Here is a 21,739-nt window from a genome sequence, read left to right on the forward strand (position 1 = left end):
TGGAGTGTGATTTATGTCCCTGCTAACCCCCGATCTCTTTGCGCAGATGCCGGATGTCCAGCGCTTTACCCCGCAGCAGACTGTCCTGGAGACCGAGCATCTTAGCGTCTCCTACGGCGGACGCACGGTGCTTGAGGATATCACCCTGCGCATCCCGCGCCAGCGTATTACAGCGCTGATCGGTCCCTCCGGCTGCGGCAAATCGACCTTGCTGCGCTGTTTTAACCGCATGAACGATTTGAACGATGATTGCCGCGTCGAAGGCGCGGTGCGCCTGGCGGGGCGGGATGTCAACGACGCGCGGCAGGATGTGGTGGCGCTCCGGCGGCGTGTGGGCATGGTGTTCCAGCGGCCCAATCCCTTTCCGAAATCCATCTACGATAACGTGGTATACGGCCTGCGCCTGCTGGGCATTCGCGACCGGCGGGTGCTGGACGACGCGGCCGAGCAGGCGCTGCGCGCGGCGGCGCTATGGCATGAAGTAAAAGATCGGCTGAAGGAGAATGCGTTCCGCTTGTCCAACGGCCAGCAGCAGCGGCTGGTCATCGCCAGGGCGATAGCCATTGAACCGGAAGTATTGCTGCTGGATGAACCGACCTCGGCGCTTGATCCCATCACCACGCTGACCATCGAGGAACTGATGATTTCGCTGAAAGCGCATTTCACCCTGGTGCTGGTGACCCACAATATGCAGCAGGCCGCGCGGGTATCGGATTATACCGCCTTTATCCATCAGGGCAGGCTGGTGGAATACGCCGGCACCGATCGGCTGTTCACCTCGCCCGCGCAGCGTAAGACCGAAGAATATATTACCGGCCGCCTGCGCTAATTCGCCTGGCGATGTTACCGGCGAAGGGCGTCGGCGCCCAGTGAACGTCCTTACCGGCCGGGCGCCGTGGCTGCCGCCGGCGTTATGGCGCGGCGCGGCGGCGTTTATTCCGCCGCGTATCCCGCCGGCGGCAGGGGCGCGCCGTCCAGCCAGGCGGCGCCTTCCCGCAGCGTAAGCCGGCCGTCCAGCAGCCAGCTTATCACCAGTGGGTAGATGTCATGCTCCTGGGTTTTAATCCGGGCGATCAGGTCGGCCTCGGTGTCGCCGGGGAAGACCGGCACTTTCGCCTGCAGGATGACCGGGCCGCCGTCCAGCTGTTCCGTCACGAAATGCACCGAGGTGCCGTGTTCGCGATCGCCGTTGGCCAACGCCTGGCGATGGGTATGCAGGCCCGGATACAAGGGAAGCAGGGAAGGGTGGATATTCAGCATCCGTCCCGCGTAATGGCCGACAAAGTCCGGCGACAGGATGCGCATATAACCGGCCAGGATCACCGCGTCCGGCTGATAGCGGTCGATGGCCTCGCATAGGGCGCGGTCGAAGGACGCGCGGTCGGGATAGTCGCCGGGCAGCAGCGCGCGGGCGGGCACATCGGCGCGGGCGGCGCGCCTGAGTCCTAACGCGTCGGCCCGGTTGCTGAAGACCGCCGCGACCCGTGCCGGCATTCTTTCCTGCCGGCAGGCGTCGATCACCGCCTGCAGATTGCTGCCCTCGCCCGAGATCAGCACCACCAGCTTTTTCATTAACGGATAATGACCCGTTCGCCGCCGGCCAGCGTCTGGATCTCGCCCAGCTTCCAGGCGGTCTCGCCCAGGCCGGCCAGCAACGACAGCGCCCGATCGGCGCTGTGCGCAGGCACCACGACAATCATGCCGACGCCGCAGTTAAAGGTGCGGTACATTTCATGGCGGCTGACGTTGCCGGCCTGCTGCAGCCAGCCGAATACCGCCGGCCATTGCCAACTGCCCTCGTCGATGACCGCCTGCGTGTCCGCCGGCAATACCCGGGGGATGTTTTCCCAAAAACCGCCGCCGGTGAGGTGGGCGATGGCGTGGATCTCGGTTTGCGCGATAAGCTCCAGCAGCGCCTTAACATAAATGCGCGTCGGCTCAAGCAGGTGATCGGCCAGGGGCTTGCCGTCCAGTTGGGTGGTGAGCGGGTCGGTTTGGCTGAACTCAAGGATCTTACGCACCAGGGAATACCCGTTGGAGTGCGGGCCGCTTGAGGCCAGGGCCAGCAGAGTATCACCGGCCTGTACCTTGCTGCCGTCGATGATTTCCGATTTTTCCACCACGCCGACGCAAAAACCCGCCACGTCATAATCCTCGCCATGATACATGCCGGGCATTTCCGCCGTTTCGCCGCCGACCAGGGCGCAGCCGGACTGTTTACAGCCTTCGGCAATGCCGGTAATCACCGCCGCCGCGGTATCCACATCCAGTTTGCCGGTGGCGAAATAGTCCAGGAAGAACAGCGGCTCGGCGCCCTGCACCACCAGATCGTTGACACACATCGCCACCAGATCGATGCCGATGGTATCGTGACGTTTTAAATCCATCGCCAGACGCAGCTTGGTGCCGACGCCGTCGGTGCCGGATACCAGGATGGGTTCGCGGTATTTCTGCGGCAGGGCGCATAGCGCGCCGAACCCACCCAGCCCGCCCATGACTTCCGGACGTTTTGTCTGTTTCACCACACCTTTGATGCGGTCTACCAAGGCGTTGCCGGCATCAATATCCACGCCTGCGTCTTTATAGCTGAGAGAGGTTTTATCGGTCACTGCAAGATCCCCACGGAGATGGTATGTTGGCTTGTATTCTGGCGCAGGCAATTCTAACAGCGTGGGCAATCGTTTGCGAGTGGTGATGTCAAACGCCCTCCCGGCTTTTGTTGTCCAGCCTTTATTTCGCTTAACGGTTGATCAGGATCAGCTATTTTCGTATGGCGCAGTAAATAAAAGGGGTTATAATCTCGCGATTTTTTTGCGCAATTAATGCTACTTGGGGAGAATAATGATGAAGATCGTTGAGGTAAAGCACCCGCTTGTGAAACATAAATTAGGTTTGATGCGTGAAAATGATATCAGCACCAAGCGTTTTCGTGAATTGGCCTCTGAAGTGGGAAGTTTACTGACCTACGTAGCAACCGCCGATCTGGAAACTGAAAAGGTCACCATCGAGGGATGGTGCGGTCCGGTGGAAATTGAACAAATCAAGGGTAAGAAAATTACCGTGGTGCCTATCCTGCGCGCGGGCCTGGGCATGATGGACGGCGTGCTGGAGAACGTGCCCAGCGCGCGTATCAGCGTGGTCGGCATGTATCGCGATGAAACCACCCTGGAGCCGGTGCCTTATTTCCAGAAGCTGGCCTCGAGCATCGACGAGCGCATGGCGCTGGTGGTCGACCCGATGCTGGCCACCGGCGGCTCGATGATCGCCACCATCGACTTACTGAAGAAGGCCGGCTGCAAGAGTATCAAGATATTGGTCCTGGTGGCGGCGCCCGAAGGTATCGCGGCGCTGGAAAAAGCCCATCCCGATGTCGAGCTGTATACCGCGGCCATCGACAAGGGGCTTAACGAGCACGGCTACATTATGCCGGGCCTCGGCGATGCGGGCGATAAACTCTTTGGCACCAAATAAAATCAAGCCGGCCGGCAGGCCGGCTTTTTTTTGCTTCTCACTTTAAGGAAACTCAACATGACCCGTCGCGCCATCGGTGTTGATGAACGCCCGCCGCTACTGCAAACCATCCCGCTCAGCTTTCAGCATCTGTTCGCCATGTTCGGCGCCACGGTGCTGGTGCCGATTTTATTTAAAATCAATCCGGCCACCGTCCTGCTGTTTAACGGTATCGGCACCTTGCTGTACCTGTTTATCTGCAAGGGCAAGATCCCGGCGTACCTGGGTTCCAGTTTTGCCTTTATATCGCCGGTGCTGTTGTTGCTGCCGCTGGGCTATGAAGCGGCGCTGGGCGGTTTTATCGCCTGCGGCGCGCTGTTTTGCGTGGTGGCGCTGATCGTCAAGGTCGCCGGTATCGGCTGGATTGACGTGGTGTTTCCGCCGGCCGCCATGGGCGCCATCGTCTCGGTAATCGGCCTGGAACTGGCCGGCGTCGCGGCTAATATGGCGGGGCTGCTGCCGACGGAAGGCGCGCCGGTGGCGAGTTCCACCATTATTATTTCCCTGGTGACCCTGGGTGTTACCGTGCTGGGATCGGTGCTGTTTCGCGGCTTCCTGGCCATTATCCCGATCCTGATCGGGGTGCTGGTGGGCTACGCGCTGGCCTGGGCGATGGGCGTGGTGGATTTATCCCCGGTCGCCGCCGCCCATTGGTTCGCGCTGCCGACCTTTTATACCCCGCGCTTTGAGTGGATCGGCATCCTGACCATCCTGCCGGCGGCGCTGGTGGTGATAGCCGAACACGTCGGACACCTGGTGGTGACGGCCAATATCGTCAAAAAAGATCTGTTGCGCGATCCCGGCCTGCATCGCTCGCTGTTCGCCAACGGTTTTTCCACCATGCTGTCCGGATTTTTTGGATCGACGCCCAATACCACCTACGGCGAGAATATCGGCGTGATGGCCATTACCAAGGTCTACAGTACCTGGGTTATCGGCGGCGCGGCTATCCTCGCCATCCTGCTTTCCTGCGTCGGCAAGCTGGCGGCGGCCATCCAGGCGGTGCCGGTGCCGGTAATGGGCGGCGTTTCCCTGCTGCTGTACGGGGTGATTGCCGCCTCGGGCATCCGGGTGCTGATCGAATCGAAGGTGGATTATAATAAACCGCAAAATCTGATCCTGACCTCGGTTATCCTTATCATCGGCGTCAGCGGCGCCAAAATCCATCTGGGCGCCGCCGAACTGAAAGGCATGGCGCTGGCCACCGTGGTGGGCATCGGCCTGAGCCTGCTGTTCCGGGTCATTACCCTGGTGCGCGGCGAAGAAGTGATTATCGAGGCGACCGAACTCCCGGCCCCCGAATCCGCCGAAAAATAACCTCGCGCCCACGGGTGTACGGATAACCCGCGGCCGGTGCTTGGCGGTGAAGCAATACGCCGCCGTGGCCATTCTATGATAAACTAGATCGGTTCCCGCCCGTATGCATAGAGGTCTTTCTGAACACGCCGGCACAGCTTTCCTTACCGCTTTATCTCCCCGACGATGAAACTTTCGCCAGCTTTTATCCGGGCGAAAACAGGTCGTTGCTGGCGGCGCTGCACAGCATGCTGGCGCAGGAACACGGCAGCTATCTTTACTTTTGGTCGCGCAAGGGGGGAGGCCGCAGCCATCTGATGCACGCCGCCTGCGCCGAACTTTCCCAACGGGGGGAGGCGGTGGGGTATGTGCCGCTGGATAAGCGCACCTGGTTTGTGCCGGAGGTGATGGACGGCATGGAGCAACTGGCGCTGGTCACCATCGACAACATCGAATGCATCGTCGGCGACGAACCCTGGGAAATGGCCATTTTCAACCTGTACAACCGCATCCAGGAAACGGGCCGCACCCGGCTTATCATCAGCGGCAACTGTCCGCCGCGCCAGCTGAACCTGAATTTGCCCGATCTGGCCTCGCGCCTGGACTGGGGGCAGATTTACCGCCTGCAGGCCCTCTCCGATGAGGAAAAAGGGGCCGCGCTGCAGCTGCGGGCCCGGCTGCGTGGTTTTGAGCTGCCGGAAGATGTCAGCCGTTTTTTGCTCAAACGGCTGGAGCGGGATATGCGCACGCTGTCGCATACGCTCGATCAGCTCGATCACGCCTCCATTCGCGCACAGCGCAAGCTGACCATTCCCTTCGTCAAAGATATCCTTAATCTGTAACGGCCGCGCGCCGGATAAGCAACGCACCGTGCCCGGCCCGGCCCGGCGCAATGCTTATGACTTCTGGAAGGGTTTAAAGCGTTTTTGCATCTGGCGCAGCTGGTCGATGCGCGCGTCATAGCGCGCCTGCTGCAGGCTGCCGAGCTTAACCTGCGAGCTGGCGCTGCTTAACGCCCGTACCGCCTGATCCAGCTCGCCGTTCAGCGCCAGGCTTTCGGCGCGCGCCGCCAGTTCCTGATCGCGCAGTCCCTGGCCGGCGTTGGCCTGCGCCAGCAGGTCCCAGCCGTTGGTGTCGTCGGGATGATTAAAGGTGTAGCGGTTAAGCAAACGGCTGGCATCGGCAAAACGTTTCCCCTCCACATAGGCGTTCGCCAGGTTAAGCAACAGCACCGGATTCGCGTTGTTGTCCTGGACCTTCACCAGCGCCTCCAGGCGGGTAATGGCCCGGGGAGCCTGCTGTTGCGCCAGATCGATATCGGTCATCAAATCCACGAACCAGATATTGGCCGGCTGTTTGGCCAGCAGGGGTTGCAGCGCCCTGCGGGCGTCGTCGTATTTTTTCGCCTGGTAGAACAGGATGGCCTGGCCGTACTCGGCGGCAAGCTGCTGGCGCGCGTTGCCTTTTTTCCAGGCGGCGATCAGATCGTCGTCCAGCACGATGCCGCCCGAGCCGTACATGCCGAGGATACGCGCCTTGGCCAGATAAAAATCCTGCGACGAATCGATGACCAGATGCTTCATCTGGTTCGCCCGGTTACGGATGTCCGACAGGCGGCTCATCGGCAGGGGATGGGTGAGCAGCATTTCAGGCGGCGCGGTGGAGTAGCGCACCCGATCGGAAAGCTTTTGCAGAAAGTCCGGCATGGCCTGGGGATCAAACCCGGATCGTTGCAGCACCTGGATGCCGATACGATCCGCTTCCTGTTCGTTCGCCTGGGTGAAGCTGATCATGCCCTGCTGGGTGCCGGCGATGGTGCCGCTCAGGGCCGCCATGCCCATTTGCGGATTGGCCATGGTCAGTAATATCGACCCCAGGGCGCCGGCCCAGGTCAGGGGAGCGTTGCGCTTCTGGTCTTCCATCGCCCGCGCCAGATGGCGCTGGGTGACATGGGAAAGTTCATGGGCCAGCACCGAGGCCAGCTCGCTTTCATTGGCGGTATAGTAGAACAGGGCGGAATGCATCACCACATTGCCGCCGAAAAAGGCGAAGGCGTTCAGCTCATCGCTGTGGATCAGGAAAAAATGGAACGGCGTACGCACCGAATTGGCATGCGCCACCAGCACGCCGCCCAGATGATTGATGTAGGCGTTGAGGAGGGGATCGTTAATCAGCGGCGCGCCGCCCCGCATCTGGCGGACATAAAAATCCCCCATCTGCATTTCCTGGTCGATGCTGAGCGTGCTGCCGGCGGTGGTGCCCATATCCGGCAGCTGGTCCTGCAATTCGTCGGCCAGCACGGGCTGCCCGCCCGCGACCATGGCGGTCAACAGGCCGGCGACAAAACTTTTTTTCATCCATGTGTACATAAACTATCCAACCTTAACCTGGGTGATATCACTTGGACAGCCAGGGCCGGAAAGTGTTCTCACCGCTGGCGCGCCCGGTGTACGGGCACAGCGGACCCGGCGGGGCTACGCCTCCTGCAGATAAGCCAGCACGATGTCATGGTGGTTGCTGGTCTTGAAGTCGTCGAAGACTTTTTCAATCCTGCCGTCCAGTCCCACCAGGAAACTGATGCGATGGATGCCGTCGTAGGTTTTGCCCATAAACGATTTTTCGCCCCAGACGCCGAATTCCTCGGCCACCTGATGATCCGCATCGGACAATAAGGTGAAATTCAGCAGCTCTTTTTCGGCGAAGCGCGAGAGTTTCTCCGGTTTGTCGGTGCTGATGCCCAGCACTTCCACACCCGCTTTTTTCAGCTGGTCCATATTGTCGCGCAGTCCGCATGCCTGGACGGTACAACCGGGCGTCATGGCTTTGGGATAAAAGTAGACCAACACTTTTTGTCCCTGGAAGTCGGTCAGACTGACCTGTTCGCCGTCCTGATCGGGCAAACTAAATTTCGGTGCGGTATCTCCGGCTTTCAGTGGCATCATTAACATACTCCATCTTTCTCTTGATTCTGTGGATGATTCACAATGCTAATACTGCCTTGCGCATTCAGTTCTGTACAGAGCTGATGAAACCTATCTTCGATCTGTTCCACCGGCCAGCCGGAGGGACCGTGCGCGGTAATCTGGATATTCAGGCGCGGCGGCGCGTCGCCCCGCGCCGGCTGGGTCTTGGAGGCCAGCTCCGCGATATTCATGTGCTGGCTGTCGAACAGATCGGTAAAACGCTCGATTAAATGCGGCGAGTCCTGCACATCGACCTTGACCCAGACGGTATTCGGCGTCGCCTGCTGCTCGCCGGCGTTGGTGCGTTTCATGACAATCAGCAGGTCCAGCTCGGCGCCCTTGAGCGGCAGGGTGGATTCGATCAGGGTAATCGCATTCCAACTGCCCGACAACAGCATGATAAGCGTAAACTCTTCACCCAGCATGGCAAGACGGCTATCTTCAATATTGCATCCACAGCTGCTGACGTGACGGGTAATGGTATTGACGATACCGGGACGGTCGGTGCCAAGCGCAGTAATGACCAGATAGTGTTGTTGTGACTGTGGCAAAATGGTGCTTCCTGTCATGGCTGATGTGATTTACATGGTAACCCTAAAAAAAACCTGCTGCCAAGGGCTTACATGGCCGATGTTTGCTTGCTTTTGGATAGGTGACAAAAGTACCATGAATAACCTGTTTGTGGAGGGGATGGTCAATGTTTACGGGAAGCTTTATTGGCAGCATAGTTGCGCTGGTTACACCAATGGATGACAAGGGTGCCGTCGATTGGGTAAGTCTAAAAAAATTAATCGATTATCATGTGGCCAGCGGGACGTCGGCTATCGTCTCCGTCGGGACGACAGGGGAATCGGCGACGCTGAGCCATGACGAACACGGCGAAGTGGTGATGCGCACCCTGGAGTTAAGCGACGGGCGCATTCCGGTTATCGCCGGCACCGGCGCCAATTCCACCGCCGAGGCGGTCAGCCTGACGCAGCGCTTTAACGATAGCGGCGTAGTCGGATGCCTGACGGTGACGCCTTATTACAATAAACCGACCCAGGAAGGGTTGTTCCAGCACTTCAAGGCGATTGCCGAACACACCGATCTGCCGCAAATCCTGTATAATGTGCCGGCGCGTACCGGGTGCGATATGCTGCCGCCGACCATCGGGCGTTTATCGAAAATCAAGAATATCGTGGCTGTTAAGGAAGCGACGGGGAACTTAAACCGCGTCAGCCAGATCCAAGAGCTGGTTGATGAGGACTTTATCCTGTTGAGCGGCGACGATTCCACGGGTCTGGACTTCATGCAACTGGGCGGCAAAGGCGTGATTTCCGTCACGGCCAATATCGCCGCGCGGGAAATGGCGGAGCTTTGCGCTCTGGCGCTGCAGGGCAATTTTGCCGAAGCGCGCCGCCTGAACCAACGCCTGATGCCGCTACATCAGAAATTATTTATTGAATCCAACCCAATTCCCGTTAAATGGGCCTGTAAAGCATTGGGATTAATGGCAACCGATACGTTACGTTTGCCGATGACGCCGCTGACCGAGAATGATAGCCGTGTTGTTGAGCAAGCTTTAACGGATGCCGGTTTGCTATAACTCTGTTAGGGAGAATTGATGGCTTATTTATTGCAAAAGTCGATGGTGGCAAAAGTGGTGGGCGCGTCGTTGTTCATGCTGCTTGCGGCCTGTTCCAGCGATCAACGTTACAAACGGCAGGTCAACGGCAACGAAGAATACCTGAAAGCGCCGGCGCTGCGCCCGCTCAACAGTCCATCAGGGATGATCCTGCCGGTGCAGACCGGGGATTACGAAGTGCCCGTCGCGAACGCCCGCGGGAACGTGGGCAAGGGACTGGATATTCGTCCTCCGGCGCAGCCTTTGGCTTTGCTTGATGGTTCCCGCTCGCAATATACGGGCGATACCGCGGTCATCCAGCTTGAAAACAGCGCGCAAACCCGCGACCTCTGGTCCAAGGTGGTCGCTGTGGTGCAAAGCAAAGGTTACACCATCGCCTCCCGCCAGGACGGCAGCCAGACGCTCAATACCGATTGGGTGCAGTGGACGCGGGCCGACGAGGACGTGCAATACCGCGGCCGTTACCAGGTCAGCCTGCGCACCGAGGGCTACCAAACCTCGCTGATGGTTAAATCCTTAGGGCTTGAGCAGCAGGGCAATCCGGTCAGCGCCCCGGCTATCGTACAGCGCTATACCGTCGCCATGCTGAACAGCGTGGCGCAGGGGATTGAACAGCTCGACAGCGACCAGGCAAGTAAAATCGCCTCGGGCCAGACGGCGGATCTGAGCGTTATCAGCGGCGCCGACGATTCCGGCCTGCCGTTGCTGGTGGTGCGTTCCCCTTATGCCGTGGTATGGCAACACCTGCCGGCGGCGCTTGAAAAAATCGGGATGAAGGTCAAGGATACCAGCCGTCCGCTGGGCACTATTTCCGTGACCTATGATGCGCCGGGCAGCGGCACCTGGGACGACCTGGGCGTCAAGGATCCGGATCTTCTTAACGGCGACTACAAGCTGCAGGTCGGCGATCTCGGCAACCGCAGCACCTTGCAGTTTACCGATCCGAAGGGCCATACCCTCGCCCAGGCGCAAAACGACGCGCTGGTGGCGGTGTTCCAGGCGGCGTTCAGTAAGACATCGAGTAGGTAATATCAGGGGCTAACGCCCCGTTGTATTTGCTGACCAGCCTTCGTAGGCGTTTGTACCGCCAGGATGGGCAAGGTGTATAAAGGTAAATAAAGGTGGCGCGCCAGGGATGGCGCGCCCGAGCCGGCATGGACGTATTGACGGCGGCTTGATGAACTTCTACCCGCGGGCAGCGGTTTGTTAGCAAACAGAGGGCCTACGCCCTTTTTTATTTTTAGTCTGCGTTATCTGCCACTGGAGTAAAAAAGATGCAAAAGTTAGCTGAGTTGTATCGCGGAAAGGCGAAAACGGTCTATACCACCGCCGATCCGGATTTGCTGATTCTGGAATTCCGCAACGATACGTCAGCGTTAGACGGTCAGCGCATTGAGCAGTTCGAGCGCAAAGGCATGGTTAACAATAAATTCAACTATTTTATCATGACCAAACTCGCCGAAGCCGGGATCCCCACGCAAATCGTGCGTCTGCTTTCGGATACCGAAGTGCTGGTGAAAAAACTCGCCATGGTGCCGGTCGAGTGCGTCGTGCGCAACCGTGCGGCGGGCTCCCTGGTGAAACGCTTGGGGATAGAGGAAGGGCTGGTGCTCAATCCGCCGTTGTTCGATATGTTTTTGAAGAACGACGCCAAACACGACCCGATGATCAACGAGTCCTACTGCGAGACCTTCGGCTGGGCCAGCGCACCGCATCTGGCGCGCATGAAAGAACTGACCTACCGGGCCAATGACGTGCTGAGTAAAATATTTGACGATGCCGGCCTGATCCTGGTGGATTTCAAACTTGAGTTCGGCCTGTTTAATGGCGAGGTGGTGCTGGGGGATGAATTTTCGCCGGACGGCAGCCGCCTGTGGGACAAAGCCACCCTCAATAAGATGGATAAAGACCGTTTTCGCCAGAGCCTGGGCGGGGTTATCGAAGCCTACGAGGAAGTCGCCCACCGTATCGGCGTAACGCTGGACTAACGACGCAATCGTTTCCCTGCCGTCGCCGCGGCCTGCCGATCGAGGCGACAGGCATGCCGCGTCATGCCGTTTTTCCCGCGCGCGCCGGCGGACGGCGCCGTCCAAAGCGGCATTTTGTGCTATCCTCCACGGTATAACTAAACAGCCGTAGGTAAGCGTATGCGTTGGCAAGGACGTCGCGAAAGCGATAATGTTGAAGACAGGCGTAATTCATCTTCCGGCGGCGGTGGCGGCATGCGGATCCCGCTGCGCGGCAAGACGGGCGTGGTGGTGCTGATCGTGGTGGTGGTGGCCGGTTATTACGGCATCGATTTGACGCCTTTGCTTACCGGCGGCGGCCAGTCCGTGCAGCAGTCGTCACCGCAGCGCGCCAGTCCCAATGACGACGAGGCGGCCAAATTTACCTCGGTGATGCTGGCCACCACCGAAGATACCTGGAAAGAGATTTTCCAGCGCACCGGCAACACCTATGCGCCGCCTAAGCTCGTCATGTACCGCGGCGCCACGCAAACCGGTTGCGGCACCGGCCAGTCGGTGATGGGGCCCTTTTATTGTCCCGCCGACAGCACGGTCTATATCGATCTGTCGTTTTATGATGAAATGAAAAATAAACTCGGGGCCGGCGGCGATTTTGCCCAAGGATATGTGATTGCCCATGAAGTGGGGCATCATGTCCAGCATCTGCTGGGCACCGAGCAAAAGGTCAGGCAAATGCAGCAGGGCGCCACGCAGCAACAGATCAACCAGCTTTCGGTAAAAATGGAGCTGCAGGCGGATTGTTATGCCGGCGTGTGGGGCAACGCCATGCAAAAACAGCAGATCCTCGAGACCGGCGATCTGCAGGAGGCGCTGAACGCGGCCACGGCGATCGGCGACGACCGCCTGCAGCAGCGCGGACAGGGCAGGGTGGTGCCGGACAGCTTTACCCACGGCACGTCGCAGCAGCGTTATACCTGGTTTAAACGCGGTTTTGACACCGGCGATATGAATCAATGCGATACCTTTGCCGGTCGCTAAAGGACTCAGCAGGGACTACACCATGACATTTCTGGATCCTACGCTGCTGATTTTGCTGGCGCTGGCGGCGCTGGGCATTATCAGCCACAACAACACCGTTACGGTGGCGATCCTGGTATTACTGATTATCCGCATTACCCCGCTGAGCCATTTTTTCCCCTGGGTGGAAAAACAGGGGCTGACGCTGGGCATCATTATCCTGACCATTGGCGTCATGGCGCCCATCGCCAGCGGCACCATTTCCGCCGGCAGCGTCATGCACTCCTTTCTGCATTGGAAATCACTGCTGGCAATCCTTATCGGCGTGGCGGTGTCCTGGCTGGGGGGACGGGGCGTGTCCCTCATGGCCCACCAGCCTTCGGTGGTGGCCGGGTTGCTGGTGGGAACGGTGATGGGCGTGGCGCTGTTTCGCGGCGTGCCGGTCGGGCCGCTGATTGCCGCAGGCATACTGTCGCTGTTGATTGGCAAAACCTGACATGGACAGGGCGGCTCCCGGCGTGACGGACCCCTGGCGCGCGGCGACGGCCCGAATGCGGCGCGCCGGCGTGCGCCGTTTGCTGGTGGTAAGCGGCGACGCCGAATGGAGCCTCGCGCAGGCGCAGATGCTGCGCGGCCGGTTGCCCGGGGACTGGCCCTGGATTGGCGCGCCGCCGGAGGACTGGCCGCTTTGCTGCGCGCCCGCCGCATTCAGGATGCTATTGGGGCGTGAATTCAGGCACGCGGTGTTTGACGCGCGCCACGGCCTGGCGGTCGACGCGCTGGCGGCGCTGGCCGGCACGCTGCGGGCCGGCAGTTGGCTGGTGCTGCTGGTGCCCGAATGGACATCCTGGCCAACGCGTCCCGATATCGATTCCCTGCGCTGGAGCGAACGTCCCGTACCCATGGCAACCCCCCATTTTGTGGCGCATTTCCGGCAAAGCCTGTTGGCCGACCCCGGCGTGGCGCTGCTGCGCCAGCACCAGCCGCAGGACGCTATTTTTGCGCCGCAGCCGGTGCTCCCCCGCTGGCGGCCGCCGGCACCGGGGCCTACCGATGAACAGCGGGCAGTATTGTCCCGGCTGCAGGCGACTGAAACCGGTATTTTTGTCCTGACCGCGCCGCGCGGACGCGGCAAATCGACCCTGGCCGGGATGCTGGCGGCGCGCAGCGAAGGACGCTGCTGGGCGACGGCGCCCGCCAAAGCCACGGCCGAGGTCCTGGAGCGGCATGCCGGACACCGTGTCCGTTTTTTCGCGCCCGACGCCCTGCTGCTGCAGTGCCGCCATCATCCGGCGGCGGACTGGCTGCTGGTGGATGAAGCCGCCGCCATTCCCATGCCGTTGCTACGGGAACTGCTGGGTTATTTCCCCCGGGTATTATTGACCACCACCGTGCAGGGCTACGAAGGCACCGGACGGGGTTTTCTGCTTAAGTTCTGCGCGACGCTGCCGAGATGGCATCACCTTACCCTGGAACACCCCCTGCGCTGGGCCAAAGACGACCCGCTGGAGCGCTGGCTGGGCGCGGCGCTGCTGTTCGCCGAGCCGGCGGAGCGGGACGCCGCGCCCCCCGACGCCGCCCCGGCGCTGACCCGGCCCTCCCGGGAACACTGGCTGTCCCATCCCCGGGAATTACAGGCGTTCTACCAGTTGTTGGCCAGCGCCCATTACCGTACCACCCCGCTGGATTTACGCCGGTTAATGGATGCGCCGGGGCAATATTTTATTGCCGCCCGGTCGGGCGATCGCTTAACCGGCGCGCTCTGGTCGGTGGCGGAGGGCGGTTTGCCGCCGGCGCTGGCCCATGAGGTCTGGGCGGGAAGAAGGCGCCCGGCGGGCAGCCTGGTCGCCCAATCGCTGGCGGCGCACGGCGGCCTGTGGACGGCGCCCTGCCTGCGATCGCGCCGCATCAGCCGCATTGCGGTGACCGCGGCCGGGCGCCGCCGGGGGTGGGGACGGCAGCTGGTAGCGTGCATGGTGGCCGGGGCCGCGCCATTGGATTTTGTCTCGGTCAGCTTCGGGCTGACCGCCGAGCTGTGGCGGTTCTGGCAGGCGGTGGGATTTCATCTGGTGCACATCGGCACCCATCGGGAGGCCAGCAGCGGGTGCTACAGCGCCATGGCGCTCTATCCGCTCAGTTCCGCCGGTCATCGGCTGGCGGCGCAGGGCGCGGCGCTGTTAACGCGTGATGGTGTTATCCACGCAGACGCCTTCCATGCCGCCGGCGCCGGCGGCGGACACGGTTGCGCACGGCCGGCCGCCGACGAGCTGGATGATGACGACTGGCGCAACCTGGCCGGGTTCGCGTTTGCCCGGCGAACGCCGGAGGCCTGCCGCATGTCGCTTAGCCGGTTGCTACGCCGGTCGGACTTGCCGCTGGCGGCGCTGCGGTTATGGCTGGAGCAACGGCTTGACGTCAACGCTATCGTGGAGCAAACGGGATTAAGCGGTAAAAAGGCGGTGATAACACGCTGGCGGGAGGAGACCGCGCGGGCGCTGGAAGATATCAGTAGCGACACTTGCCGCCGCTGGCGTGACTGGAGCGCACCCGGCGGGCACCTTCAAGGGGCGTGACGCAGCAAGACCCGTCGCCTCTTCACGCGACGGAACCTGCCGTTATTTCTGGCCGCTAGGGTTTCTTTTTCGGCCAGTCGTCGTCGTCGTCCCATTTTGCGTTGTTGTCGCGGTGCGGCGGCAACTCGGGCTTGTCTTTCAGGTAGCGTTTCACATCTACGCGGCGCAACTCTTTAATGCCGCTTATCAGCATACCCGCCAGGATAATTAAAATAATCCACCAGTAGTCCGCCAGCCAATGCATATCCTTACTCCTTATCCACATTTCCAATATAACGGCGAAACAGGGCCGGCAATCGAGGCGTCAGCCAGGATGCGCCCGCCACATCGCGGTCTTTCCATGATGCCAGCAGTAATTGCGGCGTAAGCAGCCGCTCCGCCTCCTGCGCCAGGGGACGATAGCTCAGGTGCCAGGGTTCCGCGGCCACGCCGCCGCGGTCATGGGCGTAGGGGCGGTAAAAACCGTATCCGGCCATCCATTCGCCCAGCCAGTCGGCCAGCGGGGCAAGATAGCCGCCCGGCAGATACTCCCACGGCTCCAGCTGCAGCGTCGCGCCGGCGGGCAATAAGTCCGGATCGTACACATCCAGATCGCTGCCCCAGTGATGGCGGCTGGCGCCCGGCAGCGCCGACCAGCGCAGGATGGCGTGGCAGCGCTCGGCCACCGTCAGGCTTTGACTGTCCAGCGGCCGGCTGTGGTTATCTAATAATGGCCGCTCGCCGCGAAACTTGCCATTCCAGATAGCCAATTGGCGGTCAAAATCACGAAAACTGCTGGCCGGCTGCAGATTGAAACCCGCCTGGCGCGCAGCCTGCCGCAGGTCTTGAAAGGCGGTGACCGCCTCGGGCTGCAGGCGATGGCGATCGCACAGCGGCGCCAGGTGCCGGTCGGTCTGGCCGGTCAACATGTCCGGCGTCATCATGGGATCAGTTGCTCCATGATGCGCTGATACATCCGGCTTAGCAATTGCAGGTCGGCGGCGCTGACGCATTCGTTCACTTTATGGATAGTGGCGTTCACCGGCCCCAGTTCCACCACCTGCGCGCCCATGCGGGCGATAAAACGCCCATCCGAGGTGCCGCCGGTGGTTTCCAGGCGCGGCGTCAGGTCCTGGTAATGCCTGACCGCGTTGATGACCGCCGCCACCAGCTCTCCGGGCGGCGTGAGAAACGGCTGGCCCGATAACCACCAGTCGATATGGTAGCGCAGCCCGTGACGCTCCAGCAGGGCCTCCACCCGGGACCGGATCAGGGTATCGGTCAGTTCGGTGCTGAAGCGGAAATTGAACTGCACCAGCAATTCGCCCGGAATCACATTATTGCTGCCGGTACCGGCGTGGATATTAGCGATTTGCATGGTGGTGGGGGGGAAAAACGCATTGCCTTCGTCCCAGACGATCGTCACCAGCTCATTGAGCGCCGCCATGGCGCGGTGCACCGGATTATCCGCCAGATGCGGGTAAGCCACATGCCCCTGGGTGCCGAGCACGGTAAGCGTGGCGGTAAGCGAACCGCGCCGGCCGTTTTTCACGATATCGCCGACGCGCAGATGGCTCGACGGTTCACCCACCAGGCAATAATCCAGCCGCTCATCGCGCGCCATCAACGCTTCCACCACTTTTACCGTACCGTCGGCGCCGGTGGCCTCCTCATCCGAAGTGATAAGGAATGCCAGCCGTCCCCGATGCTGTGGATGCTGGGCGACGAAACGCTCGGCGGCGACGATCATGGCGGCCAGCGAACCTTTCATATCGGCGGCGCCGCGGCCGAAAAGCATGCCGTCGCGCAGGGCCGGCTCGAACGGCGGATTATCCCAGCCGAGAGCATCGCCCGCCGGCACCACGTCGGTATGGCCGGCAAACGCCAGGGTTCTGCCCTCGCCGCGCCAGGCCCAAAAATTGTGCGTGGCGCCAAAGTTCATCGGCTCGATGGTAAACCCGGCCGCCCGCAGGCGGTCAATCAGCAGCGCCTGGCAGCCGGCGTCGTCGGGGCTGAGGGACGGGCGTTTGATTAACTGCTGCGCCAGCTCCAGTACCGGACAAGACATGTCAGGCCTCCTTGTGGGTGATGAAGAGTTGGTAGCCTTCGGCGTCGAAACCCACCATAAGCCTGCCGTCAGGGGACTGCAGCACCGGCCGCTTGATGACGGCCGGCTGGCCGACCATCAGCGCCAGCGCCCCCGCGGCCCCTTCGGCCGCCTGCCGCTCGGCGTCGCTTAGCTTGCGCCAGGTGGTGCCGCGGGTATTAAGCAGCGCCTGCCAGCCCACGCCGTCCGCGAAACCCTGCACTAATCCGCGGTCGACGCCATCGACGCGATAGTCGTGGAACCGGTAAGCCACCTGCCGCTCGTCAAGCCAGCGGCGGGCCTTTTTTATCGTATCGCAGTTTTTGATACCGTAGAGCGTAAATGCAACATCCGGGTCTGCCATGGCAAAGCGTTACCTGTAAAAAAACATTGTTGCGCCAATAATGCGGGAAAATGGCCGGAGGATCCAGACGGCGGGGCAATCATTGCTTATCGTTATAGACGACGGGCAATACTGTCTTTTTTACCGCGCTAAAAACCCTATTATTAACCCAAGTGATAACATAATGTGCCAATAATTTAACTTATGCATCGATTTATTATTTTACGCCCATGTATCGCTTTACCGGGGTTGCGTTTTTTCTGCCGGGCCATAGTGCTGTTTATTAAAAAGCAGCGCCAAGACAATGAAGGCAATAAAGGATTTCTTGCTGCGCTTATAAAGGGTTGCGTTCGACTCCCCGACACCCGCTTTTAAGCATTCAGGGTGAATATGTTTTTTTATCATTACCTGGTTCATGGGCGCCAAACCATAAAAAGAACTTATGAAGAAAGCGTAGGGCAAATGCCTGGTTTTGCCTGTTCAAATGCGGATATTGCGATGATGATTAAAGATTTATTGTTTAAAATCAGCAATTAATTGCAATTTTTAGCAAATTGCAATCATTGCGGCTGAATTGTCACATTTTTGATCTAAACATTAACCATTGCGGGGAAAAAACCGGTCATGGCCGGAGAGTCGTGCATCAAAACAGGGCATTAGCCCCCTGAGGCTAATATATTATGTGATCTCTACGGGCAATTAAAATTAATACATCCGTAGCCCTCTTTTATTTTCTAAAGAGACTTTGTATAATCGCCGTACAAAAAAGAGAGGCAGGGTATGATTGATACAGAGTTAGTCACTTGGAAAGATTTCATCGAAGCAATGCTGCGCAAGTAGTGGCAAGCTGAAAAAAGGCGTTGTTCCTTTTTAACGCTAACCAGCTTGGAAATCATCGTACGAATAAACGGCCACCTCTCATCAAGGTGGCCTTTGTCGTTTTAGCGGATTATCGGTTTAAAGCCGGGTTGGGCCGTCGCCGGGCGTTACGTCCGCGTTATCCGGCAATAACTGGATATTGGCGTCCGGATGATCTTTGGTCGGGAAGCGCTGGCGGATCAGCACAAAAAACAGCGGGATAAAAAAGATCGCCAGTATCGTGGCCGAGATCATGCCGCCGATAACGCCGGTACCGACCGCGTGCTGGCTGGCGGACCCCGCTCCCCGGCTGATGGCCATCGGCAGCACCCCGAAGATAAACGCCAGCGAGGTCATCAGGATGGGCCTTAACCGCATGCGCGAGGCGTGCAGTGTGGCCTCGATCACTCCCTGGCCGCGCTGGTTCAGCTCATTGGCGAACTCTACGATCAGAATGGCGTTTTTCGCCGAGAGGCCGATAACCGTCAGCAGGCCGACCTGGAAATACACATCGTTTTCCAGCCCGCGCATCCAGGTTGCCAGCAGCGCGCCCACCACGCCCAGCGGCACCACCAGCATCACCGAAAAAGGTATCGACCAGCTTTCATACAGCGCCGCCAGGCTCAGGAATACCACCAGCAGCGAGATAGCGTACAGCGCCGGCGCCTGGGAACCCGAGAGCCGTTCCTGATACGACATCGCGGTCCATTCCAGCCCCATGCCGTTGGGTAGTCCCGCCACCAGCTTCTCCATCAGGTCCATCGCCGTGCCGTTGCTCACGCCGGCCGCGGCTTCGCCGACAATTTCCACCGACGGAACGCCGTTATAGCGTTCCAGCCGCGGCGAGCCGTATTCCCAATGTGAGGTGGCGAACGCGGAGAAGGGCACCATGGTGCCGCTGCCGTTACGCACATACCAGCGATACACGTCGTCGGGCAGCATGCGGTATTTGGCCGCCGCTTGCACATAGACCCGCTTGACGCGGCCGCGATCGATAAAGTCGTTGACGTAGTTGGAACCCCAGGCGGTCTGCAGCGTATCGTTAATATCGTCAACGCTCACGCCCAGGGCCTGCGCCTTGCGCTGATCGATGTCGATCTGCAACTGCGGACTGTCGTCCAGCCCGTTATGCCGCACGCGCGACAGCTCAGGCGAAGCGGCCGCCTGTGACAGCAGCTGGTCGCGCGCCTTCATCAATGTGTCATGGCCCTGGCCCGCCTTGTCTTCCAGCATCAAATCGAAACCGGCGGCGTTGCCCAGGCCGGAGATGGCCGGCGGATTATTGGCCAGCACCCGCGCCTCGGAAATATGGCTGAACTCCCTGGTGGCGCGCGCGATAATGGCTGATGCGGTGCGATCGGCGCTCGCGCGGTCATCCCAGTTCTTCAGGCGGATAAACATCCTGGCGACATTTTGCCCGTTGCCGCCGGGACCGGCGCCGATGGTGGAGAATACCGACAGCACATTATCTTTTTCATGGGTCAGAAAGTAGTTTTCCACCTTGGCGACCACCTTCAGCGTTTGTTCCTGGGTCGCATTGGTGGGAAGCGTCACCTGTCCCATAAACACCCCCCGGTCCTCCTCGGGCAAGAACGACGTGGGCAGGTGCAAAAACAGAAACGCCATGCCGGCCAGCAGCAGGCCGTACAGCAGCAGCCAGCGCGCCGTGCGTTGCAAAATGCGCGTGACCCCCTGCTGGTAACGTTCCGCCCCCCGGTCAAATACGCGGTTAAACCAGCCGAAAAAACCGCGCCGCGCGTGCTGATGATTTGCCGGCAGCGGTTTAAGCAGGGTGGCGCACAGCGCCGGGGTCAATATCATGGCCACCAGCACCGACAGCACCATCGCGGCGACGATGGTGACCGAAAACTGACGATAGATGGCGCCGGTGGTGCCGCCAAAAAAGGCCATCGGCACAAACACCGCCGACAGCACCAGGGCGATGCCCACCAGCGCGCCCTGGATCTGGCTCATGGATTTGCGCGTGGCGTCGCGCGGCGACAGGCCCTCGGTGCTCATCACCCGCTCGACGTTTTCCACCACCACGATGGCGTCGTCCACCAGCAGCCCTATCGCCAGCACCATGGCGAACATGGTCAGGGTATTGATGCTGAACCCGCTGGCAGAGAGCACCGCAAAGGTGCCGAGCAGCACCACCGGCACGGCGATGGTCGGGATCAGGGTGGCGCGGAAATTCTGCAGGAACAGGTACATGACCAGGAACACCAGCACAATGGCTTCCAGCAGGGTTTTCACCACGTCCTCGATGGAGGCGGTGACAAACGGCGCTGTTTCATAGGCGATTTCGGCCTTCAGGCCATGGGGGAAAAAGGGCGCCAGCTCCGCCAGCTTTTGTTTTACCAGCCGGTTGGTATCGAGCTCATTGGCCCCGGAGGCCAGCTTGATACCCATGCCCGCCGCGGCCATGCCGTTATAGCGGGTCAGGTAATCGTAGCTTTCCGAACCCAGCTCGATGGTCGCCACCTGGCCGAGCGTCACCGCCGAGCCGTCGCTGTTGACCCGCAGGGTAATGGCGCGAAACTGCTCCGGCGTCTGCAACTGCGACTGGGCGTTAATGGTGGCGTTAAGCGCCTGCCCGTTCACCGCCGGCGTGCCGCCCAGCTGGCCGACCGCCACCTGGCTGTTTTGCGCCTCGATGGCCGTGACCACGTCGGCGGTGGTTAACTGGTAATTGACCAGGGCATCAGGATTAAGCCAGATGCGCATCGAGTATTGCGACCCGTAGGCATCGATGCTGCCGACCCCGCTGACCCGGCTGAGCGGTTCTTGCAGGTTGCTCACCATATAATCCGCGATATCGGATTTATCCATCGACCCGTCGGTGGACACAAAGGCCACCATCATCAGGTTGCTGTCGCCGGTCTTGGTGACGGTCACGCCCTGGGTCTGCACCGCCTGCGGCAATCGTTTCATCGCCACCTGCAGCTGGTTCTGCACTTCCTGCATCGCTTCGTTGGGGTCGGTCCCCGCCTCGAAAGTCAGGGTGGTGGTGGCCTGGCCGGTATTGCTGCTTTGCGAGGCCATATACAGCAAATTATCCAGGCCGGTCATGTTTTGTTCGATAATCTGGGTAACGGCATTCTCCACCGTTTTGGCGGAAGCGCCGGGATACTTGGAGGTAATACGCACCGTGGGCGGCGTTAATTTGGGATATTGCTCAATGGGCAGCGTAAATATAGCCATGGTGCCGGTCAAGGCAACGATAATTGCCAGTACCCAGGCGAAAATCGGGCGATCGATAAAAAAATTAGCCATTCAATAAAACCCCGGGGCGAGTGTCCTGTTATCGTACGGCGAAAGTGACGTTGCTCGCCGCCATGGTACTTTACGCGCCGGGACCGAAGAAAACGTGGAGAAAAAAAGGAGATCGTGTAAAGAAGTACTAGTGTCGTTGTATCCGAGGCGGACGCCGCCGTTTTCCACGCCGGTCGCGCGCGGCGCCAAGCCTGTTCCCACCTTATCCTTTAACGCGGTTTGCCCGGAATCGCTCTCGCTCCGG

General features: G+C 60.0%; 22 protein-coding genes. 11 read left to right on the forward strand and 11 right to left on the reverse strand.

The window, feature by feature from the left end; genetic code table 11:
* Positions 1–13: 13 nt before the first annotated feature.
* The gene (pstB, locus tag ACL2XM_RS01825; RefSeq protein WP_410014081.1) at positions 14–829 is read left to right on the forward strand and encodes a phosphate ABC transporter ATP-binding protein PstB; all 816 of its coding nucleotides are present in this window, start codon (positions 14–16) and stop codon (positions 827–829) included.
* A 104-nt stretch (positions 830–933) separates the two neighbouring features.
* Here the strand turns inward: pstB and purN are convergent, their stop codons facing one another.
* Positions 934–1,572 carry a phosphoribosylglycinamide formyltransferase gene (purN, locus tag ACL2XM_RS01830; protein ID WP_413732200.1) on the reverse strand — a complete coding sequence of 213 codons (639 nt, stop codon included), beginning with the start codon at positions 1,570–1,572 and terminating at the stop codon, positions 934–936.
* On the reverse strand, positions 1,572–2,609 hold the full coding sequence (purM, locus tag ACL2XM_RS01835; protein WP_413732201.1) for a phosphoribosylformylglycinamidine cyclo-ligase: 1,038 nt from the start codon (positions 2,607–2,609) through the stop codon (positions 1,572–1,574). The genes purN and purM overlap by 1 nt, the downstream gene beginning before the upstream one ends.
* Positions 2,610–2,844: 235 nt before the next feature.
* Between purM and upp the strand changes: the two genes are divergently transcribed.
* From upp to hda, 3 genes are all read left to right on the forward strand, one after another.
* A complete protein-coding gene (upp, locus tag ACL2XM_RS01840; RefSeq protein ID WP_162368174.1) occupies positions 2,845–3,471 on the forward strand; it encodes a uracil phosphoribosyltransferase in 627 nt (208 codons plus the stop codon).
* 57 nt (positions 3,472–3,528) lie between these two features.
* Positions 3,529–4,827 (forward strand): uracil permease, encoded by a 1,299-nt coding sequence (uraA, locus tag ACL2XM_RS01845; RefSeq protein ID WP_410014084.1) that lies wholly within the window; start codon positions 3,529–3,531, stop codon positions 4,825–4,827.
* Positions 4,828–4,934: 107 nt separating this feature from the next.
* Positions 4,935–5,648, forward strand: a complete 714-nt coding sequence (gene hda / locus ACL2XM_RS01850) for a DnaA inactivator Hda (RefSeq protein ID WP_410016754.1) — start codon at positions 4,935–4,937, stop codon at positions 5,646–5,648.
* Positions 5,649–5,702: 54 nt separating this feature from the next.
* Here hda and ACL2XM_RS01855 read toward each other — a convergent pair whose 3' ends face one another.
* From ACL2XM_RS01855 to ACL2XM_RS01865, 3 genes are all read right to left on the reverse strand, one after another.
* Complete coding sequence (locus tag ACL2XM_RS01855; RefSeq protein ID WP_413732202.1) at positions 5,703–7,175, reverse strand: M48 family metalloprotease; 1,473 nt, start codon at positions 7,173–7,175, stop codon at positions 5,703–5,705.
* A gap of 105 nt (positions 7,176–7,280) precedes the next feature.
* Positions 7,281–7,748: a thioredoxin-dependent thiol peroxidase gene (gene bcp, locus ACL2XM_RS01860; protein WP_410014086.1), complete on the reverse strand. Its 468-nt coding sequence runs from the start codon at positions 7,746–7,748 to the stop codon at positions 7,281–7,283.
* Positions 7,748–8,338 (reverse strand): glycine cleavage system transcriptional repressor, encoded by a 591-nt coding sequence (locus ACL2XM_RS01865; protein ID WP_413723395.1) that lies wholly within the window; start codon positions 8,336–8,338, stop codon positions 7,748–7,750. Before ACL2XM_RS01865 ends, bcp begins: the two co-directional genes overlap by 1 nt.
* A 128-nt stretch (positions 8,339–8,466) precedes the next feature.
* On the opposite strand from ACL2XM_RS01865, the gene dapA reads away from it, so the two are divergent.
* The 6 genes from dapA to ACL2XM_RS01895 all read left to right on the forward strand — a co-directional run bounded on the left by dapA (position 8,467) and on the right by ACL2XM_RS01895 (position 14,953).
* On the forward strand, positions 8,467–9,357 hold the full coding sequence (gene dapA, locus ACL2XM_RS01870) for a 4-hydroxy-tetrahydrodipicolinate synthase (protein WP_410014088.1): 891 nt from the start codon (positions 8,467–8,469) through the stop codon (positions 9,355–9,357).
* Between the two features lie 18 nt (positions 9,358–9,375).
* Entirely contained in the window at positions 9,376–10,425 is a 1,050-nt protein-coding gene (bamC, locus tag ACL2XM_RS01875; protein WP_413727896.1) for an outer membrane protein assembly factor BamC, read from the forward strand.
* A 245-nt stretch (positions 10,426–10,670) separates the two neighbouring features.
* Positions 10,671–11,384, forward strand: coding sequence for a phosphoribosylaminoimidazolesuccinocarboxamide synthase (gene purC / locus ACL2XM_RS01880; protein WP_410014090.1), 714 nt, complete (start codon positions 10,671–10,673; stop codon positions 11,382–11,384).
* Positions 11,385–11,543: 159 nt separating this feature from the next.
* Complete coding sequence (locus ACL2XM_RS01885) at positions 11,544–12,401, forward strand: neutral zinc metallopeptidase (protein WP_410014091.1); 858 nt, start codon at positions 11,544–11,546, stop codon at positions 12,399–12,401.
* A gap of 22 nt (positions 12,402–12,423) precedes the next feature.
* Positions 12,424–12,876, forward strand: a complete 453-nt coding sequence (locus tag ACL2XM_RS01890) for a DUF441 domain-containing protein (protein WP_331117787.1) — start codon at positions 12,424–12,426, stop codon at positions 12,874–12,876.
* Between the two features lie 22 nt (positions 12,877–12,898).
* Positions 12,899–14,953, forward strand: coding sequence for a tRNA(Met) cytidine acetyltransferase TmcA (locus tag ACL2XM_RS01895; RefSeq protein ID WP_413732204.1), 2,055 nt, complete (start codon positions 12,899–12,901; stop codon positions 14,951–14,953).
* A 55-nt stretch (positions 14,954–15,008) separates the two neighbouring features.
* On the opposite strand, the gene ACL2XM_RS01900 is transcribed toward ACL2XM_RS01895, so the two are convergent.
* The 5 genes from ACL2XM_RS01900 to ACL2XM_RS01920 all read right to left on the reverse strand — a co-directional run bounded on the left by ACL2XM_RS01900 (position 15,009) and on the right by ACL2XM_RS01920 (position 17,778).
* Positions 15,009–15,197, reverse strand: coding sequence for a YpfN family protein (locus ACL2XM_RS01900; protein WP_331117783.1), 189 nt, complete (start codon positions 15,195–15,197; stop codon positions 15,009–15,011).
* A gap of 4 nt (positions 15,198–15,201) precedes the next feature.
* Positions 15,202–15,876 carry a M15 family metallopeptidase gene (locus ACL2XM_RS01905; RefSeq protein WP_413727898.1) on the reverse strand — a complete coding sequence of 225 codons (675 nt, stop codon included), beginning with the start codon at positions 15,874–15,876 and terminating at the stop codon, positions 15,202–15,204.
* Entirely contained in the window at positions 15,873–17,000 is a 1,128-nt protein-coding gene (dapE, locus tag ACL2XM_RS01910; protein WP_413723393.1) for a succinyl-diaminopimelate desuccinylase, read from the reverse strand. Before dapE ends, ACL2XM_RS01905 begins: the two co-directional genes overlap by 4 nt.
* A gap of 1 nt (position 17,001) precedes the next feature.
* The gene (locus ACL2XM_RS01915; RefSeq protein WP_410014094.1) at positions 17,002–17,382 is read right to left on the reverse strand and encodes an ArsC family reductase; all 381 of its coding nucleotides are present in this window, start codon (positions 17,380–17,382) and stop codon (positions 17,002–17,004) included.
* Between the two features lie 219 nt (positions 17,383–17,601).
* Positions 17,602–17,778 (reverse strand): hypothetical protein, encoded by a 177-nt coding sequence (locus ACL2XM_RS01920; protein ID WP_410014095.1) that lies wholly within the window; start codon positions 17,776–17,778, stop codon positions 17,602–17,604.
* Positions 17,779–18,141: 363 nt separating this feature from the next.
* On the opposite strand from ACL2XM_RS01920, the gene ypfM reads away from it, so the two are divergent.
* A complete protein-coding gene (gene ypfM, locus ACL2XM_RS01925; protein ID WP_410016756.1) occupies positions 18,142–18,201 on the forward strand; it encodes a protein YpfM in 60 nt (19 codons plus the stop codon).
* A gap of 117 nt (positions 18,202–18,318) precedes the next feature.
* On the opposite strand, the gene acrD is transcribed toward ypfM, so the two are convergent.
* Positions 18,319–21,495 carry a multidrug efflux RND transporter permease AcrD gene (gene acrD, locus ACL2XM_RS01930; protein ID WP_410014096.1) on the reverse strand — a complete coding sequence of 1,059 codons (3,177 nt, stop codon included), beginning with the start codon at positions 21,493–21,495 and terminating at the stop codon, positions 18,319–18,321.
* Between the last annotated feature and the right edge of the window lie 244 nt (positions 21,496–21,739).

The organism is Sodalis sp. RH20 (genome assembly GCF_047324205.1).
In the GTDB taxonomy this organism is placed as follows: Bacteria; Pseudomonadota; Gammaproteobacteria; order Enterobacterales; family Enterobacteriaceae; genus Acerihabitans.

Excerpts from the sequence above, each read along its gene's own strand:
- bamC (WP_413727896.1), top strand. The coding sequence starts at position 9,376 with ATGGCTTATTTATTGCAAAAGTCGATGGTGGCAAAAGTGGTGGGCGCG.
- ACL2XM_RS01900 (WP_331117783.1), bottom strand. The coding sequence starts at position 15,197 with ATGCATTGGCTGGCGGACTACTGGTGGATTATTTTAATTATCCTGGCG.
- ACL2XM_RS01885 (WP_410014091.1), top strand. The coding sequence starts at position 11,544 with ATGCGTTGGCAAGGACGTCGCGAAAGCGATAATGTTGAAGACAGGCGT.
- dapE (WP_413723393.1), bottom strand. The coding sequence starts at position 17,000 with ATGTCTTGTCCGGTACTGGAGCTGGCGCAGCAGTTAATCAAACGCCCG.
- ACL2XM_RS01915 (WP_410014094.1), bottom strand. The coding sequence starts at position 17,382 with ATGGCAGACCCGGATGTTGCATTTACGCTCTACGGTATCAAAAACTGC.
- bcp (WP_410014086.1), bottom strand. The coding sequence starts at position 7,748 with ATGATGCCACTGAAAGCCGGAGATACCGCACCGAAATTTAGTTTGCCC.
- upp (WP_162368174.1), top strand. The coding sequence starts at position 2,845 with ATGAAGATCGTTGAGGTAAAGCACCCGCTTGTGAAACATAAATTAGGT.
- ACL2XM_RS01890 (WP_331117787.1), top strand. The coding sequence starts at position 12,424 with ATGACATTTCTGGATCCTACGCTGCTGATTTTGCTGGCGCTGGCGGCG.
- ACL2XM_RS01920 (WP_410014095.1), bottom strand. The coding sequence starts at position 17,778 with ATGAACCAGGTAATGATAAAAAAACATATTCACCCTGAATGCTTAAAA.
- pstB (WP_410014081.1), top strand. The coding sequence starts at position 14 with ATGTCCCTGCTAACCCCCGATCTCTTTGCGCAGATGCCGGATGTCCAG.
- ACL2XM_RS01905 (WP_413727898.1), bottom strand. The coding sequence starts at position 15,876 with ATGATGACGCCGGACATGTTGACCGGCCAGACCGACCGGCACCTGGCG.
- dapA (WP_410014088.1), top strand. The coding sequence starts at position 8,467 with ATGTTTACGGGAAGCTTTATTGGCAGCATAGTTGCGCTGGTTACACCA.
- ACL2XM_RS01855 (WP_413732202.1), bottom strand. The coding sequence starts at position 7,175 with ATGTACACATGGATGAAAAAAAGTTTTGTCGCCGGCCTGTTGACCGCC.
- purC (WP_410014090.1), top strand. The coding sequence starts at position 10,671 with ATGCAAAAGTTAGCTGAGTTGTATCGCGGAAAGGCGAAAACGGTCTAT.
- purN (WP_413732200.1), bottom strand. The coding sequence starts at position 1,572 with ATGAAAAAGCTGGTGGTGCTGATCTCGGGCGAGGGCAGCAATCTGCAG.
- ACL2XM_RS01865 (WP_413723395.1), bottom strand. The coding sequence starts at position 8,338 with ATGACAGGAAGCACCATTTTGCCACAGTCACAACAACACTATCTGGTC.
- acrD (WP_410014096.1), bottom strand. The coding sequence starts at position 21,495 with ATGGCTAATTTTTTTATCGATCGCCCGATTTTCGCCTGGGTACTGGCA.
- uraA (WP_410014084.1), top strand. The coding sequence starts at position 3,529 with ATGACCCGTCGCGCCATCGGTGTTGATGAACGCCCGCCGCTACTGCAA.